We start from the raw sequence: 15131 nt of genomic DNA on the forward strand, positions 1-15131 counted from the left end.
GCGCGGATCAATCAGGCCGCACTGCCCTCGGCATGAACGTCGATCTGCACGTCGCCCAGGCGCACCTTCTGGCCCGCCCGGATCTTCGCCGTCTTGCGCAACTCCTGTTTGCCGTCGACCTTGACGTCGCCGCTAGCCACGATCTGCTTGCCGGCGCCGCCGCTGTCGCACAGGCCGACCACTTTCAGGAGCTGGTTCAGCTCGATGTACTCGCCTGTCAATTCGAAATCTACTTTCTGCATTTTAATCCTCTTTCTGTTGGGTTGGCGCGGAGGTGTTGTATTCCCACCTGGCATTAACCCTTGCCGCCTGGCTTGGTCATCTCCAGTGGAACAATCCACTCGTTGAACTGGCTTTCGTTCACAAAACCAAGGGCCAGTGCGGCTTCTTTCAAGGTCGTGCCCTCGTGCTGCGCCTTCTTCGCGATTTGCGCGGCGCGATCATAACCGATATGCGGGGCCAGGGCGGTGACCAGCATCAGCGACCGTTCCATCAATTCTTCGATGCGCCCCAGGTTCGGCTCGATGCCATGGGCGCAATGCTCGTCGAAGCTGCGCATGCCATCGGCCAGCAGGCGGGCGCTTTGCAGGAAGTTGTGGGCGATCAGCGGCTTGAAGACATTCAGTTCGAAATTGCCGGACGAGCCGCCAACGGTAATGGCCACGTCGTTGCCAAACACCTGGCAGCACAGCATGGTCAGTGCTTCGCTTTGGGTCGGGTTGACCTTGCCCGGCATGATCGAGCTGCCCGGTTCATTCTCGGGAATACGGATTTCACCGAGGCCGGAGCGCGGGCCGGAAGCCATCCAGCGCACGTCATTGGCCAGCTTCATGAGTGCCGTGGCGAGGGTTTTCAGCGCGCCGTGAGCCGATACCAGGGCGTCATGCCCGGCCAGTGCGGCGAACTTGTTGTCGGCGGTGCGGAAGGGGAGTTTCAGGCGGCTCGCCAGTTCGGCTGCGATACGGCTCGCGTACTCGGGGTGCGAATTCAGTCCCGTGCCCACCGCGGTGCCGCCGGCTGCCAGTTCCAGCACGGCGGGCAGGGTGGCTTCGATGGCTTTCTCCGCATAGTCCAGTTGGGCGACGTAGCCGGAAAACTCTTGGCCAAGGGTGAGCGGCGTCGCATCCTGCAGGTGCGTGCGGCCGATCTTGACGATGCCGTCGAACGCCTGCGCCTTCGCCTGCAACGTGGCGCGCAGCTGGCGCAGGGCTGGCAGCACATTGTTCGCGACTGCCTGTGCCGCCGCCACATGCATCGCGGTGGGGAAAATGTCGTTCGACGACTGGCCTTTGTTGACGTCATCGTTCGGGTGCAGCTTGCGCCCTTCGCCGCGCTCGCCTCCCATCAGCTCGGAGCCGCGGTTGGCCAGCACCTCGTTCATATTCATATTGGACTGGGTGCCCGAGCCGGTTTGCCACACGGCCAGCGGGAACTCGCCCGGGTGCTTCCCATCCAGGACTTCATCGGCGGCCTCCATGATGGCCTTGGCTTTGACGCTATCGAGCACCCCGAGGTCGACGTTCACCTTGGCCGCCGCGCGCTTCACGCTGGCGAGGGCGGCGATCAGTTCGGCCGGCATGCGTTCGCTGGAAATGCGGAAGTGCTCGAGCGAGCGCTGGGTCTGCGCACCCCACAACTGGCTGGCTGGAACTTCAATCGGGCCAAAGCTGTCGCGCTCGGTTCTGCTGTTCATGTACGGCTCCCTCGTTGGAAAGTGATGACTGGATTCTAACGCCAATGCTGCTTACTCTGCCGAGGCCTACAAAATCGGGATATTCTGCCGTTAATGAGTACATTGAAGTAATAGGCCTGTCCTCCATGTTAAGCAAACGATTGATCATTCGCGCCTTTGCGCTGCCGGTCTGCGCTGCTGCCCTGTGCGGTTCGCTGCGGGCGGCCGAGCTGGGCGAAATAAAGGTCAATTCCCACATTGGCCAGCAGCTTTCGGCGGACATCGAATTGGTCGACCTGACTGCGGCCGACTTGGCCGACATCCAGGCTCGGCTCGCCAATCCGGACGTGTTCAAGGGCGCCAATGTGGCCATGCCGCCTGCGCTGGGCGGCCTGTATATCTCGATTGCCAAGCGCGACAACAAGCGCTTCCTGCACCTGACCACGCTGCAGCCAGTGAATGCCGAGGCCTTGCATCTTTTCCTGGAGTTGAATAGTGGAGGGCGGCAGATCATCCGAGCCGCTTCGCTCTGGCTGACGCCGGAACCTTCGGGCCAGCGCGCTGCGGCTGTGGCCGCGATGCCGGCGGCGGAGCCGCTGCCTATGGCCGTTGCAGCAAGCAAGCCGGCCGCAGCCCCTCCCACATCGGGAGACAACGGCGAGGCGGGATTGAATGAAGCCGCCCAGCGTGCCTTTGCCCACCGCCAGCAGGTCGCCTTGGCGAAGGCACAGGAGCGAAGTGCCAACCCTGCGCCGCAAGCTGCACTGGTCACCGGCCCGAAGGCGGGGCCAGGCCCTGGGTCCGGGACGACGGCGCCTGTCCGCCAGCCAACCTCCAAACCGGCACAGCTGCCCACAGCCGTTCCCGCTGCGCCGGCGGCTTCCGCGCCCGCACAGTCTTGCGCCCCTGCGCAGCAGGTGGAAGCCCAGCTCCGTCAATGTGAAGCCATGACAAGCAAGCTGGCCGATATCGAAGGCAAGGTGCATCGCCTGCAAACCGCCATGGTGGCGCCTGCTGCCGCTGCGCCTGCGCGAACAGTCGAGTTGAAACCCGAAGCCGCGCCTGCCAAGCCAGCCGTTGCCCCGAACAAGCCAGGCGCGACGCCAGCCAAGCCGGGCGCCACTCCTGTCAAGCCCGGCGTTGCAGCAGATCTCGCGGCCAACCCGCGCAGCCGGCTGGCCATGATCGCCGGTGGTGTGCTGGCGGGGTTGGCGGCGCTCGGCGGCCTGATCTACTTCCTGCGCAAGCGCCAGGCGAAAGGCCCGCTGAAGATCTGGCAATCCTTCCGCAAGAAAGGGGGCGCGGAGGATGACGTGCCAACGCTGGAGGACGCAGTGGAGGTTGCTGCACACTAGTAACTACCGTTGCATTCCAGTGCTGGACAAGATTTTTTTACCTGCGTTATACTGGGCTCACACGGACCGGGTTCTGCCGCAGTCACCACCGATAGCGTGACGCGAACCGCAGAGCGACGTTGAAGAAACGACCCCGTCTGGAAGCAGTTCATAGCCGACTGAGGCGATATGAACGCCGGGTGCAACCGGCGCTGAGGCGACGCCAGGAGATACCTGGTGCTCGCCCCTCCGAATTCCAGGGCGCCCCAAGTGGGCGCCTTTTGTTTTAAAGGGTACGTCCCTTTAAAACAAAAAAGCGCCCGGAGGCGCTTTTATTGAGGGGCAGGCCGACTTAGCCGTTCAGGCGACTCTGCCAAGGATCGGTCACTTCGCGGATGGTGCGGTCGTTGGCCATGATCTGCTTCAGCAGTTCGATCTTGCGCTTGCGGGCGTCACCCTGCAGGGGAGCGGCACCGCCCATCAGGGCTACCGAAGCCGCAGCGCACTGGTTTTCCATGCTGTCGAGCGAATCCCAGTCGCTGGCTTGCGCGGCGCCCACCATCTGGCTGGTCAAACCGGCAATTTTTTCGTAGGTAGCGAGAATTTGGGTCGAGGACATTTTGAGCCTTGGATTCTGTGCGCGGAGTACCGCATGTCAGGATTAACGTCAGGCTCGGAAGGAACTTTAGGGTCTTTCTGAAAAATATTTGAGAAAATTCCAAAAAAATGCCGTTGCGCCCCCATCCCAAGGGTCACAACGGCAGACATCAAGCGAAATCGATTAGCTGATCAACTCATCCAGGCCGGCGCTCAGCTCGTCCAGCGATGGCATCTGGTCAATCAGCGCGTTCTCTTCCAGGCCCAGGCTTTCGGCAACTTCGGTCGGGTAGCAGGCCGCGATTGCGTCCGGGGACAGTTTGTTCTCGTCGACGCGGGCACGCCAGGCCGCCAGGTGAATCACTGCAGCCAGTTCGTTCTCGCCGGGATTAGGGATGGCGGCAATGGTCTCGCCAAAGGTTGGCGGGAATTTCCAGCGGTTGGCCAGTTCGGCGCCCACGTCGGCATAGGTGTAGCCCAGCGCGTTCTTTTCAATTTCCAGGCGGCGCTCGTCCAGCGGGCTTGCCACTTTGTCGAGTGCCTGCGCTTGCTCGGACATGCCGGCATGGATTACCAGCTGGCCGATCGCATGCATCATGCCAATGGTGAAGGCGAGGTCGGTGTTTTGCTTGCAAGCCTTGGCGATGAACTTGGCGCCCACGGCGGTGCGCAGGCTGTAGCGCCAGAACTGGCGCAAATCCATGCCGGGAACGGTCTTGAAGCCGCTCACCAGGCCGGAGCTGATCACCAGCGTGCGCACGGTGACAAAGCCCAGCATCAGGATGGCATCTTCAACGGTGCCAATCGAACGCGACACATGGTAGTAGGCGGAATTCGCCAGGCGCAGCAGCTTGGCGCTCAGCACGGGGTCGGCCGACAGCTTCTTTGCAATTTCCTCGGTGGAGACGCTGGCCTTGTCGAAGCTGCTGATCAATTCGTCAACAACCTTCGGGGCGGTTGGCAACGCGGTTGGATTCTGGAACAGTGCTTCGAGCTTCATGAAAAATCTCCTCTAAATTCGGCGTTGCTGTGGGTGAAACTATATAGCGATTCCAGAGGGGAGTGCAGCAAGTTTTTAACATTCGTTGGCCGCGCTGCACAGCATTCCCAGCTTTCTGCATTTGATCCCCGAAATTTGCAGTCTGTCGCAACGGGGCGATGTCACGCTTGCGTTGCAGTTAGAGTGCAGCCTGGCTCATTCCGCCACTTATAACTAGATAGGGATACAAAAAATGCAAGCATCCAACCGCGTTACGCCGCTCAAGCTGGCCCTTACCCTGGCCTTCTGTGGAGCCACCTTTGGATTGGCCCCGGCGATTGCCCAACAGGCAGCCCCGGCCGCGCAAACGCAAGACGCCGTCCCGCTGCCGGGCGACGATTTCTTTGGCCATGTGAACGCCGAATGGCTGGCCAAGACCCAGATCCCGGCCGACAAAGGCAGCTGGGGCGCCGGTTCGGCGCTGGGCGATGCGACCAACGAGCGCATCGTCAAGCTGATCGACGAAACCGCCGCCAAATCGCCAACCGGCGACACCCGCCGCGTGACGGACTTCTACCGCAGCTTCATGGACGAAGCGGCAATTGAAGCGCATGGCCTGAAATCGCTCAAGCCGGAACTGGAAAAGATCGACGCCATCAAGGACAAGGCCGCGCTGGTTCGCGCCCTGGCTACCTCCATCCGCGCCGACGTGGATCCGCTGAACTCCACTAATTTCTACACCGAGAACCTGTTCGGCATCTGGATCGCACAGGGCCTGACCGACCCGAAGCACTACACTCCATACATCCTGCAGGGCGGCCTGGGCATGCCGGACCGTGCCTACTACCTGGACGACAACCAGCGCATGCACCAGCTGCGCACCGCCTACCAGGCCCACATCGCCGCCATGCTGAAGCTGGCCGGCTATAGCGAGCCGGAAACCCGTGCCGCGCGCGTGTATGAGCTGGAGCGCAAGCTGGCCCAGGCCCACGGCAGCCGCGAGGATTCGGCCGACATCCAGAAAGCCAACAACACCTGGACCATGCGCGACTTCGCCGCCAAGGCGCCAGGCATGGACTGGCGCGCCTTCTTCCGCGCCGCCGGCCTGGGCAAGCAGAACAAGTTCATTGTCTATCACCCGACCGCAATTACCGGTAGCGCCGCCCTCGTGAACGAGATGCCGCTGCAAGCCTGGAAGGACTTCCTGGCCTTCCACACCGTGAACCACTTCGGCGGCTTCCTGCCGAAAGCCTTCGTCGACCAGCGCTTTGAATTCTACGGCCGCACCATGAACGGCACGCCGCAACTGTCGCCGCGCTGGAAACGCGGCCTGAGCGCAGTCAATAACGCGGTGCCGGATGCCGCCGGCAAGATGTACGTCGAACGCTACTTCCCGGCTGAAGCCAAGGCGCGCCTGCAAACCATGGTGGCCAATATCGTCGACTCCTTCCGCAAGCGCGTCGATGCGCTGGACTGGATGGCGCCTGCCACCAAGAAGGAAGCACAGGAAAAACTGCGCACCCTGTACGTTGGCGTGGGCTATCCGGACAAATGGACTTCCTACGAAGGCCTGGAAATCAAGGCTGACGACGCCATGGGCAATGCCCTGCGCGCCGAGCAGTTCCACTACAAGCAGCAGCTGGCGAAACTGGGCAAGAAGGTTGACCCAACCGAATGGTGCATGCCGCCGCACGTGGTGAACGCCGTGAACATGCCGATGCAGAATGCGCTGAACTTCCCCGCCGCCATCCTGCAGCCGCCATTCTTCGACATGAAGGCCAGCGATGCGCTGAACTATGGCGCGATCGGCGCCGTGATCGGCCATGAGATCAGCCACAGCTTCGACGACCAGGGCGCCCAGTTCGACTCCAAGGGCCGCCTGCGCGACTGGTGGACCAAGGAAGACGGCGAGCACTTCAAGCAGGCAGCCGCCAAGCTGGTGGCACAGTACGACGCCTATGAAGCCTTCCCGGACCTGAAGTTGAACGGCACCCTGACCCTGAGCGAAAACCTGGCCGACCTGGCGGGCCTGGCTGCAGCCCTGGACGCCTACCACGTTTCGCTGGGCGGCAAAGCCACCCCGGCGCAGGACCGTGACTTCTTCAACGGCTACGCCGCAAGCTGGGCCAACAAGGCCCGCGACGCCTCGCTGCGCAACCAGGTCATGACCGACGGCCACTCGCCGGCCAAGTGGCGCACCTACACCGTGCGCAACCTGGACGCCTGGTACCAGGCCTACGACGTGAAGCCTGGCCAGAAGCTGTACCTGGCGCCTGAACAGCGCGTGCGCGTCTGGTAAAGTAGGAGGATGGACGACATCGAGCAGATCACCCGCCGCACGCTGGAACACTACGAGCGCAACGCGCAAGCCTTCCTCGAAGGCACGCGCGACCACGACGTAAGCCAGAACATTGCGGCGCTGCTCGATGCGATTGAAGGAACGCCTCCGTTCCGCATCCTCGACCTGGGTTGCGGCCCTGGACGCGACCTGCGCACCTTCAAGGCGCTTGGACATGAGCCGGTCGGCCTCGACGGCTCAGCCCATTTCGTGGAAATGGCGCAGAACTGGAGCGGATGCACAGTCCTGCACCAGGATTTCGTCGCGCTGGACCTGCCGCCCGTGTCGTTTGACGGCATCTTTGCCAACGCCACCCTGTTCCACGTTCCCAGTGCCGTGCTGCCCGATGTGCTGAAGCGCCTGCATGCAGCGCTGAAACCGCGCGGCGTGCTGTTCAGCTCCAACCCTCGCGGTCACAATGAGGAAGGATGGAACGGTCCTCGTTATGGCTGTTACTACGATTTCGAGACCTGGTCTGAAGTCGTCACCGCAGCCGGCTTCGAGCCCATCACCCACTATTACCGCCCGGCAGGCTTGCCGCGCGAACAGCAGCCATGGCTGGCTTCAGTCTGGCGTAAAGCCTAGTTCTGTTAGCTTGCGTACAGTGGGTCTCGATGCCGATTCGTATCATTTGCTCGTCTCACTTTTTTAATGAGGAGCGCATCATGAACAAGGACCAAGTGAAGGGCAAAGCCAAGGAAATCGGCGGCAAGATCCAGGAAGAAACCGGCGAACTGGTCGGCAGCTCGAAACAACAGGTGAAGGGCGTCGCCAAGCAGGTTGAAGGCAAGCTGCAGAAACAGCGCGGCGACCTGCGTGAAGCCATCGACGATGCCACGGACGAGCTGATCGACCGCGGCAACCGTCAATAAGTGAACACACGGCAAGGCCGGCCCTCCCGGAGCCCGGCCTTGCTGTGCTAATCAGCTACAGGTAGGGCAGGGCTTGGCGAGCGCGAATGCGGCGTGGTCGTGGGCGTCATAGGTATAAATCTGCCCGTAGCCGTTGACTGCCCAAGCCTGGACCGACAGCGCTTCCGAAAATGCCGCGTTGTCGCATTCGCCCAGGATGTCCGACACCGTGACGTCTTTCCCGTAGACGAAATCCGCGCCTTGGGTAAAGCCATGGGTCCCCGCAGGGTCGCCACTTCTGCCGGTCGTGTCCGCGGCCCCGCTGCTGATTGATGTCGCCGCCCGAGTTGTCTGGAACGTGAACGTGGCAAAGTGGTTCGGATGCCGGGCCAGGAATGACACGTGCGCCTGGCTGTCCGGGCCGGCGTACAGGTGGAAACCGCATTCCGGGTCTGCCGAGACTCCCCCATCCACTGGCAGGATATCCGCCGCGCAGCGGTTGTTGTCGACGCGCAGTACCATGCGGAAGGCGCAGGTCTGTCCTGCTTCGCGCACCCTGTTGTACTCTGGTGCGCTGCTGGTGGTCAGGACGGGTGCTCCGGCCGGTTGATCCATGACGCGCAAATCGATATGCCGGGCATCCCAGTCCACGACCCTCGCGCCGGATGAGTCAAACAGTTCCAGCTTCACTTCATACAGGCCGGCGGCCATGTCTTCCGCCAGCACTGCGTCGGCTCGCGGCGCGCCGGGCAGGATATCGGTTTCAAAGTAGGCCGTCGCCTTGTCAATATGCTCCGACATCTCGTACCAGTAGCCTGAGGTGGACGGGGGATTTGCGGGCTGGATCCTGAACAGGTTTTCGGGACTTGGGCCGACAGCGGGCACTGGACCCATTGGTTCGGATGGATAGCTGTCGCCGTCGCGGTAATAGCGGTAGACGGCATGTGTCATCACGCGCCAGTCGCCCAGCGGAACCGAACCGGGAGCGACAATGGTTGATGTGCCGTTCGGCCCGGTCAAGCGCCGATATGACCATTGATAGTAAGGAATCCCCATCGCGATCAGCGTGGTCCGGCTGAAGTCGACGCGCATTTCCAGGGTGCCGCCAAGCGGTGCTCCGCCCAGGGTCGTGCCCTCCGTGCCGGATGTTTGCAACTGGTTCACCGTGATATTGGAGCCGATGGTGTTGAAGATCAACTGGCAGCCGGACAGGTCAGGGTTCGGGTCGCACGATGGCACCCTGGGGTCGGTGATACGGATCGTCACCTCGCTGCCGCAATGGTAATTCCAGTAAGTGTGGCAAGCCATGGCGGGCCGGTAGACCGTTTCGTAGCCTGCGCCAAAATTGAACTCAACCCAGAAATACACGTCGGGCTGGTCGCCGTGGCAAGGGATGATCAGGGTGGCGTCGAAGTGGCCATTCCCGTCAGTTTCGACGACGGCCATCTCGTCACAGCGCAGCCGGTGCCACCAGTGCGGCCAGTAGCAGAACCATGGAATCAGCACGGTCCAGTTCTCACGCAACATCGCCCTCAGGTGTGTCGACGACGCGCTGCGCAGCATGCGCGGCAAGCCGGCCGGCATGTCGGGCATCTGCAGCGCCATGTCGTTCATTGCCTGTGCTGCCTTGGAAGGAGCCGGTTGTGCAAAGCGTAACGGCAAGCGCAGGGGACCGGGATCGGGGTCTGGTACGGGCGGGAAGCGCAGGATGGCCAGCAAATCGTCGCGCAGGTGGAACAGGTCATGATCGGGCAGGGTATCGATCCAGAACGGAATGCGGTCCACTTCGCAGATGTGCACTCGCGCATGGCAGATCGGGCGATTATCGTCGTTTCGCACTACGCGGCCGCGCACACGGCAGAAGCAGAACGGCCAGATGTCGATCAGGGAGCCTGGAATGTCGATCAGGCTCTCCAGGCGGCCTTCGACATGCAACACAGGTTCATAGGCGCCCATGCGTTCCAGCCTGGCCGGTGTTGCCTTGGCGTCGAGCCGCTCGTTGAACGGTGCGACGAACAGGCGCATATGCCCCAGTCCTCCCGGTGGCAGCGCAAGTTCCGCCTTGCCTTCCTTCACTTCAACGCGCTGCTTGAGTTGCTGTCGGGTGTCGAACAGGTAAAGCACCAGGGGATGTTTGAAGTCGGGACGTTCCTCGCTGGTGATGTGGAACGTAATGGATTTTTCGGCGGACTGAGCCATGGCACACCTCGCTAATGTTGACAATCCAGGGGATTTGCCACCCTGGGTTCCAGGGCGGCATAGCGAGCAATGTATTGCGCATGGGCCTGATGCGAATTGGTGCTGGCACTCAGATTTCGGTGATGGCCCTACTCAGTTTTCGCCGTTTGCGGCGCTTATTCCTCGCCTGCCGGGACGCCCAGCGGGAACATATGGCGGTACGGCTTGGCCTCGGCCCAGGCCCGGGCGAACGAGGGGCGCGCACGCAGGCGCGCCAGATAGGCCAACACATGCTCATGCAGGGCAGGAATCGGATGTGACCAGTGCGCATACAACAGGAAGGGGGCGGCTGCGCAATCGGCCATGCTGAATTCCTCGCCGGCTGCCCAGATGCGATGTGCCATCACGTTGTCCAGCCACGCGTAGGCCGTATCGAGCTTGCGCCGCGCTTCGGCCGTGCCGTAGCCATCGTGCTCGCCTTCGGGGCGCAGGACGTCGGCCACCAGTTTTTGCTGCGGCGTGGCGATGTGGTTGTCGAAGAAGCGGTCCATCATGCGTACTTCCAGCGCCGCCTTCGGATCAGTGGGGAGCAGCTTTACCGTCCCGGAATAGTGAAGCGCCAGGTGTTCGACCACGATGCTGGCCTCCACCACCATGCGCTCGCCGTCCAGTAGGATGGGGAATTTCTGGATCGGCCACAGTCCGGCAAACTGTGCGCAGTTTTCAGGATGTTCCGGCGACAGCATGCGGTACTCGAACGGCGTGCCGTTTTCATATAGCGCAATCAGCGCCTTCATGGAATAGGATGAAAGGGGATGGTAGAAAAGTTGCAGGGACATGAGGACTCCGTCGGTGGTGGTTGGATCGTACCACTACGACGGATGAGACTTTCTTAAATCGACATCTCGCTTCACTTCATTAACATCAACGCGGCCAGTGACCCCAAAAGGCAGGTAAAGCTTAGTCCTGCAATCCAGTTAAGGATGACTCTCGATGCTCGTTGCTCGTCTTTGAGAAATGCGGTGATTCTTTGCTTCATATCTTTTCCTTCGTGGGTACTCCCAGTCTGGCAGGGGAATGGCTATTTGCAAGCGAGCCGCGCAAAAAGAACGACGCAATGCAAAACTGCGGCAATAATCATTGTGAATGTAGATACGCAAAGTAGTCGGTAGTGAAGGAGACAGGCGGCGACCGATCTAAACGTGATTGTCGGTTCGGCTACTGGGATTAGCGCTCCCAAGACGGCGAGCATGCAAGACAACCCGCGAGGCAAATGGTTCGATAGGCGTGCAGATCTTGCCGGCGATGAAGAGCAATGCCAGCGGGGCGAAAACCGGTAGCAGGATATTGATGGAGAACCAGCCCATCTTATAAGCGTAGCGCGGCAGTATCGGCACTGGCTTGAGGCGCAACAAAGAAAAAGCCCGCCGGCTTGCGCGGGCGGGCTTCAGGGCAGGGCGCGTGGCCCGGGGCTTAGTTCGATTCCGGCTTCAGGTGCTTGCGGAAGAAGGCGTCGATATAGGTTTGCACGTGGCGCTTGGCCAGGCGGTTCGACACGCCGTGCTTGGCGCCCGGGTAGGTCATCAGCTCGAACTGCACGCCGCGGTTCACCAGCGCATCGATCATCTTGGTGGTGTTGGTGAACAGGACGTTGTCGTCCGCCATGCCGTGGATCAGCAGCAGCTTCGACTTCAGCCCGTCGACGTGATAGAACACGTTCGATTGCTTGTAGCCTTCCACGTTGTCGGATGGGCGGTCCATGAACTGCTCGGTGTAGTGGGTGTCGTACAGGCCCCAGTCGGTCACCGGTGCGCCGGACACGCCGGCTGCGATCTTGTCCGAGCCTTGCGACAGCAGGCGCAGGGTCATGAAGCCGCCATAGCTCCAGCCGTACACGCCGATGCGCTTGGCGTCCACGAACGGCTGCTGGCCCAGCCAGTCGATGCCGGTCAGCTGGTCTTCCACTTCCACCTTGCCCAGGTTGCGGTAGATGGCGTCGGTGAACACGCGCTCGCGGCGCGAGGAGCCGCGGTTATCCAGGCGGAAGACCACATAGCCTTGCTGCGCCATGTACTGGTCGAACTGCTGGCTGTCCCATTTGCGGGTTACGTGCTGCGAGTGAGGGCCGCCGTAGGTGGACAGGTAGACCGGGTACTTCTTGCTGGCGTCGAACTTGTACGGCTTGATCATCGAGTAGTACAGGGTCTGGCCATCCTTCGCCTTCATGTTGCCGAATTCGACCGGCAACTGGTCCGATTTGTACTTGAAGTAGGGGTGCGACTCGTTGACTTCATTCTTTTCCAGCCAGCTCACCAGCGCACCGTCCGGACGGCGGATCGCGACTTGGGGCGGGGTGGCAGGATCGGACCAGGTATCCACGAACACTTCGCCATGCTTGGAGAAGGAGGCGTCATGCCAACCGTCAGCCTGGGTGATGCGCTTTGGCTTGTCGGCGGTCGAGCCGTCCAGCTTCAGTTCATAGACCTGCTTGTCGTAGACTGCGTCCTTGTTGGAGGAGACGAAGACCTTGCCCGATTTCTCGTCCACTGCCAGCACATCGTCAAAGCCCCATTCGCCTTTGGAGATGGCGTGTTTCAGCTTGCCGTCCATGCCGTAGAAGTACAGGTGATTGCGGCCAGTGCGCTCGGACGACCAGATAAAGCCCTTGCCGCTTTCCAGGAAGCGCAGGTCGTCGTTGATGGTGGTCCAGGTTTTCGAGGTTTCGGTCAGTACAGGGCGCTGTGTCAGCGTGGCCGCATCGACTGCGATCAGCTCCAGCGTCTTCTGGTCGCGCGACTGGCGCTGGAAGAACAGCGACCGGGAGTCCTTGCTCCAGTCGGCACGCACCAGGTAGATATCCTTGTTGGCACCCAGGTCCACGTTGCGGATTTCGCCGCCGTTTGGCGACACGATCTTCAGGCCGACGATGGCGTTCTTGTCGCCGGCGGCAGGGTAGCGCTGCTCCACTACGTCGGTGCGGTCGGCATAAATCTCGAAGCGGCGCGCCACCGGCACCTGCGCTTCGTCATACCAGCGGAAGGCAATGGCGGAATCGTCCGGCGCCCAGTAGTAGCCGGTGAACTGGTGCATTTCTTCCTGCGCCACGAATTCTGCTTCGCCGTTATGCACGGTGCCCTTGCCGTCAGTGGTCAGCTGGCGCTCCTTGCCGGTGGCCAGGTCGATCACGAACAGGTTCTGGTTGCGCACGAAGGAAACGTATTTGCCTTTCGGCGAAATCTTCGGATCGATGACGCTGCCCGCAGCCACCAGGCGCGCGCTGTCCGGCTTGGACAGGTCGACCAGGTACAGGTTGCCGGCCAGCGGCACCAGCAACTGCTTGCCATCAGGTGACCAGTTGTAGGAGATAATGCCTTTCAGGGCCGCGGTGCGGGCGCGTTCGCGCAGTGCTTTTTCAGCGTCGGACAAGTTCTCGACCGGGACCAGGGCCTTGGAGTCGACCAGGCGGCGCGTGGTCTTGTCCTTCATGTTGTATTCCCACAGGTCCATCTGGTATTGGTCGTCCGCGCGGGCGCGCAGGAAGGTGACGCGGGCGCCATCCGGTGAAACCTTGAGGGCGCGCACGCCAGGGCCGGACAGTGCCGGGTCGGCGTACAGGCGCTCCAGTGTCAGGCGTTCAGCGGAAGCGGTACCGGCAGCCAGCAGGGCTGCCAGGGTGAGGATAAGGCGCATTGTTTGTCCCGGAATGGTTTACTTACGAATCGCAAGACAATACCAGAACCCGCCCCCGCTGAAATTCGGAATGCAACGCCCTATGCCGTTTTTCCTTCGGCCACCCGGGAATTCGACAGTGTGCGCAGGTAGGCCGTAAGCAAAATGGCAGCAATTGTCAGGCCGAGCACCAGCCCGATCCAGAATCCGGCTGCCGCCATTTCCTTCCACAAGCCCAGCAGGCAGCCGACCGGCAGCGCAAACACCCAGAACGCCAGCAGCTGGATCAGCATCGGCCCGCGCGTCACCTTGTAGCCGCGGATCGCGCAAGCCGCCGCCACCTGCGTCGCGTCGGACAACTGGAACAGCGCGGCAAACAGCAGCAGGGTGACGCACGTCTGCTGGACTGCGATATCACTGGTGTAGGCGGCCGCGATCTCATTGCGGAATGCGGCAATGAACGCAGCCGACACCACGGCAAACGCCAGCGACATGCCGAGCCCGACCCATGACGCCGAACGGGCACGGCGCGCATCGCCTTCGCCCAGCGCCTGGCCCACGCGCGTCACCATGCCGATGCCAAGGCTAAGCGGCACCATGAACACCAGCGAAGAGAAGTTCAGCGCAATCTGGTGCGCCGACTGTTCGATCACGCCGAAGCGCGCCACCAGCAGCGCCACCGCGCCGAAGGCGCTCACCTCGGCGAAGTAGGTCACGCCGATCGGCAGGCCAAGCCTCAGCATGCTGCGGATTTCTGGCCAGTGCGGTCCCTCCCAATGCGTGAAAGGATAGGTGGCGCGATAGGCGCGCGAAATACGCATCCACGCCAGCATGGCGCCCAGCATCAGCCACATGCAGATCCCGGTCGACACCGCGCAACCGACGCCGCCCATGGCCGGCAAGCCCCAATGGCCGAAGATCAGCAGCCAGTTGACGAAAACGTTGAAGGCCAGCCCAAACAGGGCAATCACCATCACGGGCTTGGTCTGGTTGATGCTGGCGCTGTAGCCATACAGTGCGCGATAACAGGCGAACGGCGGCAGGCCGATACTGATGATGTGCACGAACAGCGAAGCGCGCTGGTTGACTTCCGGCGCCAGTTGCAGGTGGTCGAACAGCAGGGTGCAGAGATTGGCCAGCAGCATGGCCACAATGCCGACGCCCAGGCCTTTCCACAAGCCCTGGCGCACCAGGTGCGGGATGCGCTGGTAATTGCCGGCGCCCACTTCATGCGCCACCAGCGTATTCATGGCCATCATGGTGCCCATCACGGTCACCAGCACGATCGACCAGATCGCAGCGCCGGTCGACACTGCAGCCAGCTCGGAAGCCCGGGTGTGGCCGGTCATCGCCACGTCCGCCACCGCCATGCCGACAGTGGCGAGTTGCCCAATCAATACCGGCCAGGCCAATCTCCATAATGCTGTTGCTTCGTTGCGTAAATTGGCGGTCGAAATTGTCGTCGGCATGTGTTGCACAGTAGGAATTTGTTACAAGGTAGGGTAGTCTAACG

The 15131-nt window shown here is 61.6% G+C and carries 12 protein-coding genes; 4 read left to right on the top strand and 8 right to left on the bottom strand.

The features are described from left to right. Nucleotides 1-11: 11 nt before the first annotated feature. A complete protein-coding gene (locus tag ACN9MW_RS09815; RefSeq protein WP_028100522.1) occupies nt 12-242 on the bottom strand; it encodes an RNA-binding S4 domain-containing protein in 231 nt (76 codons plus the stop codon). A 53-nt stretch (nt 243-295) separates the two neighbouring features. After that, entirely contained in the window at nt 296-1693 is a 1398-nt protein-coding gene (fumC, locus tag ACN9MW_RS09820) for a class II fumarate hydratase (protein WP_426170336.1), read from the bottom strand. Nucleotides 1694-1818: 125 nt separating this feature from the next. Between fumC and ACN9MW_RS09825 the strand changes: the two genes are divergently transcribed. Continuing rightward, entirely contained in the window at nt 1819-3027 is a 1209-nt protein-coding gene (locus tag ACN9MW_RS09825) for a type IV pilus assembly protein FimV (RefSeq protein WP_426170338.1), read from the top strand. 331 nt (nt 3028-3358) lie between these two features. Here the strand turns inward: ACN9MW_RS09825 and ACN9MW_RS09830 are convergent, their stop codons facing one another. Both ACN9MW_RS09830 and ACN9MW_RS09835 read right to left on the bottom strand, forming a co-directional pair. Beyond that, the gene (locus tag ACN9MW_RS09830; RefSeq protein WP_426170339.1) at nt 3359-3625 is read right to left on the bottom strand and encodes a flagellar protein FliT; all 267 of its coding nucleotides are present in this window, start codon (nt 3623-3625) and stop codon (nt 3359-3361) included. Nucleotides 3626-3787: 162 nt separating this feature from the next. Next, nucleotides 3788-4603: an HDOD domain-containing protein gene (locus ACN9MW_RS09835; RefSeq protein ID WP_426170341.1), complete on the bottom strand. Its 816-nt coding sequence runs from the start codon at nt 4601-4603 to the stop codon at nt 3788-3790. Nucleotides 4604-4835: 232 nt separating this feature from the next. Here ACN9MW_RS09835 and ACN9MW_RS09840 point away from each other — a divergent pair, with 232 nt between their 5' ends. The 3 genes from ACN9MW_RS09840 (at nt 4836) to ACN9MW_RS09850 (ending at nt 7792) form a co-directional block, all read left to right on the top strand. Beyond that, nucleotides 4836-6881, top strand: coding sequence for a M13 family metallopeptidase (locus ACN9MW_RS09840; protein WP_426170343.1), 2046 nt, complete (start codon nt 4836-4838; stop codon nt 6879-6881). Between the two features lie 9 nt (nt 6882-6890). Continuing rightward, a complete protein-coding gene (locus ACN9MW_RS09845) occupies nt 6891-7505 on the top strand; it encodes a class I SAM-dependent methyltransferase (protein WP_426170345.1) in 615 nt (204 codons plus the stop codon). Nucleotides 7506-7585: 80 nt separating this feature from the next. Beyond that, nucleotides 7586-7792 (top strand): CsbD family protein, encoded by a 207-nt coding sequence (locus ACN9MW_RS09850; protein WP_057261494.1) that lies wholly within the window; start codon nt 7586-7588, stop codon nt 7790-7792. Between the two features lie 51 nt (nt 7793-7843). Here ACN9MW_RS09850 and ACN9MW_RS09855 read toward each other — a convergent pair whose 3' ends face one another. From ACN9MW_RS09855 to ACN9MW_RS09870, 4 genes are all read right to left on the bottom strand, one after another. After that, nucleotides 7844-9970: a hypothetical protein gene (locus ACN9MW_RS09855; protein ID WP_426170347.1), complete on the bottom strand. Its 2127-nt coding sequence runs from the start codon at nt 9968-9970 to the stop codon at nt 7844-7846. Nucleotides 9971-10125: 155 nt separating this feature from the next. After that, a complete protein-coding gene (locus tag ACN9MW_RS09860) occupies nt 10126-10788 on the bottom strand; it encodes a glutathione S-transferase family protein (RefSeq protein WP_426170348.1) in 663 nt (220 codons plus the stop codon). Nucleotides 10789-11422: 634 nt separating this feature from the next. Further along, complete coding sequence (locus tag ACN9MW_RS09865) at nt 11423-13639, bottom strand: DPP IV N-terminal domain-containing protein (RefSeq protein ID WP_426170350.1); 2217 nt, start codon at nt 13637-13639, stop codon at nt 11423-11425. Nucleotides 13640-13719: 80 nt separating this feature from the next. Further along, on the bottom strand, nt 13720-15087 hold the full coding sequence (locus ACN9MW_RS09870) for an MATE family efflux transporter (protein ID WP_426170352.1): 1368 nt from the start codon (nt 15085-15087) through the stop codon (nt 13720-13722). Nucleotides 15088-15131 lie beyond the last annotated feature (44 nt).

The organism is Pseudoduganella sp. R-34 (assembly GCF_049904655.1).
Lineage (GTDB): Bacteria > Pseudomonadota > Gammaproteobacteria > Burkholderiales > Burkholderiaceae_D > Rugamonas.

What these genes read in the sequence shown, in the direction of transcription:
- ACN9MW_RS09815 (WP_028100522.1), bottom strand. Translation starts at nt 242, where the DNA reads ATGCAGAAAGTAGATTTCGAATTGACAGGCGAGTACATCGAGCTGAAC.
- fumC (WP_426170336.1), bottom strand. Translation starts at nt 1,693, where the DNA reads ATGAACAGCAGAACCGAGCGCGACAGCTTTGGCCCGATTGAAGTTCCA.
- ACN9MW_RS09825 (WP_426170338.1), top strand. Translation starts at nt 1,819, where the DNA reads ATGTTAAGCAAACGATTGATCATTCGCGCCTTTGCGCTGCCGGTCTGC.
- ACN9MW_RS09830 (WP_426170339.1), bottom strand. Translation starts at nt 3,625, where the DNA reads ATGTCCTCGACCCAAATTCTCGCTACCTACGAAAAAATTGCCGGTTTG.
- ACN9MW_RS09835 (WP_426170341.1), bottom strand. Translation starts at nt 4,603, where the DNA reads ATGAAGCTCGAAGCACTGTTCCAGAATCCAACCGCGTTGCCAACCGCC.
- ACN9MW_RS09840 (WP_426170343.1), top strand. Translation starts at nt 4,836, where the DNA reads ATGCAAGCATCCAACCGCGTTACGCCGCTCAAGCTGGCCCTTACCCTG.
- ACN9MW_RS09845 (WP_426170345.1), top strand. Translation starts at nt 6,891, where the DNA reads ATGGACGACATCGAGCAGATCACCCGCCGCACGCTGGAACACTACGAG.
- ACN9MW_RS09850 (WP_057261494.1), top strand. Translation starts at nt 7,586, where the DNA reads ATGAACAAGGACCAAGTGAAGGGCAAAGCCAAGGAAATCGGCGGCAAG.
- ACN9MW_RS09855 (WP_426170347.1), bottom strand. Translation starts at nt 9,970, where the DNA reads ATGGCTCAGTCCGCCGAAAAATCCATTACGTTCCACATCACCAGCGAG.
- ACN9MW_RS09860 (WP_426170348.1), bottom strand. Translation starts at nt 10,788, where the DNA reads ATGTCCCTGCAACTTTTCTACCATCCCCTTTCATCCTATTCCATGAAG.
- ACN9MW_RS09865 (WP_426170350.1), bottom strand. Translation starts at nt 13,639, where the DNA reads ATGCGCCTTATCCTCACCCTGGCAGCCCTGCTGGCTGCCGGTACCGCT.
- ACN9MW_RS09870 (WP_426170352.1), bottom strand. Translation starts at nt 15,087, where the DNA reads ATGCCGACGACAATTTCGACCGCCAATTTACGCAACGAAGCAACAGCA.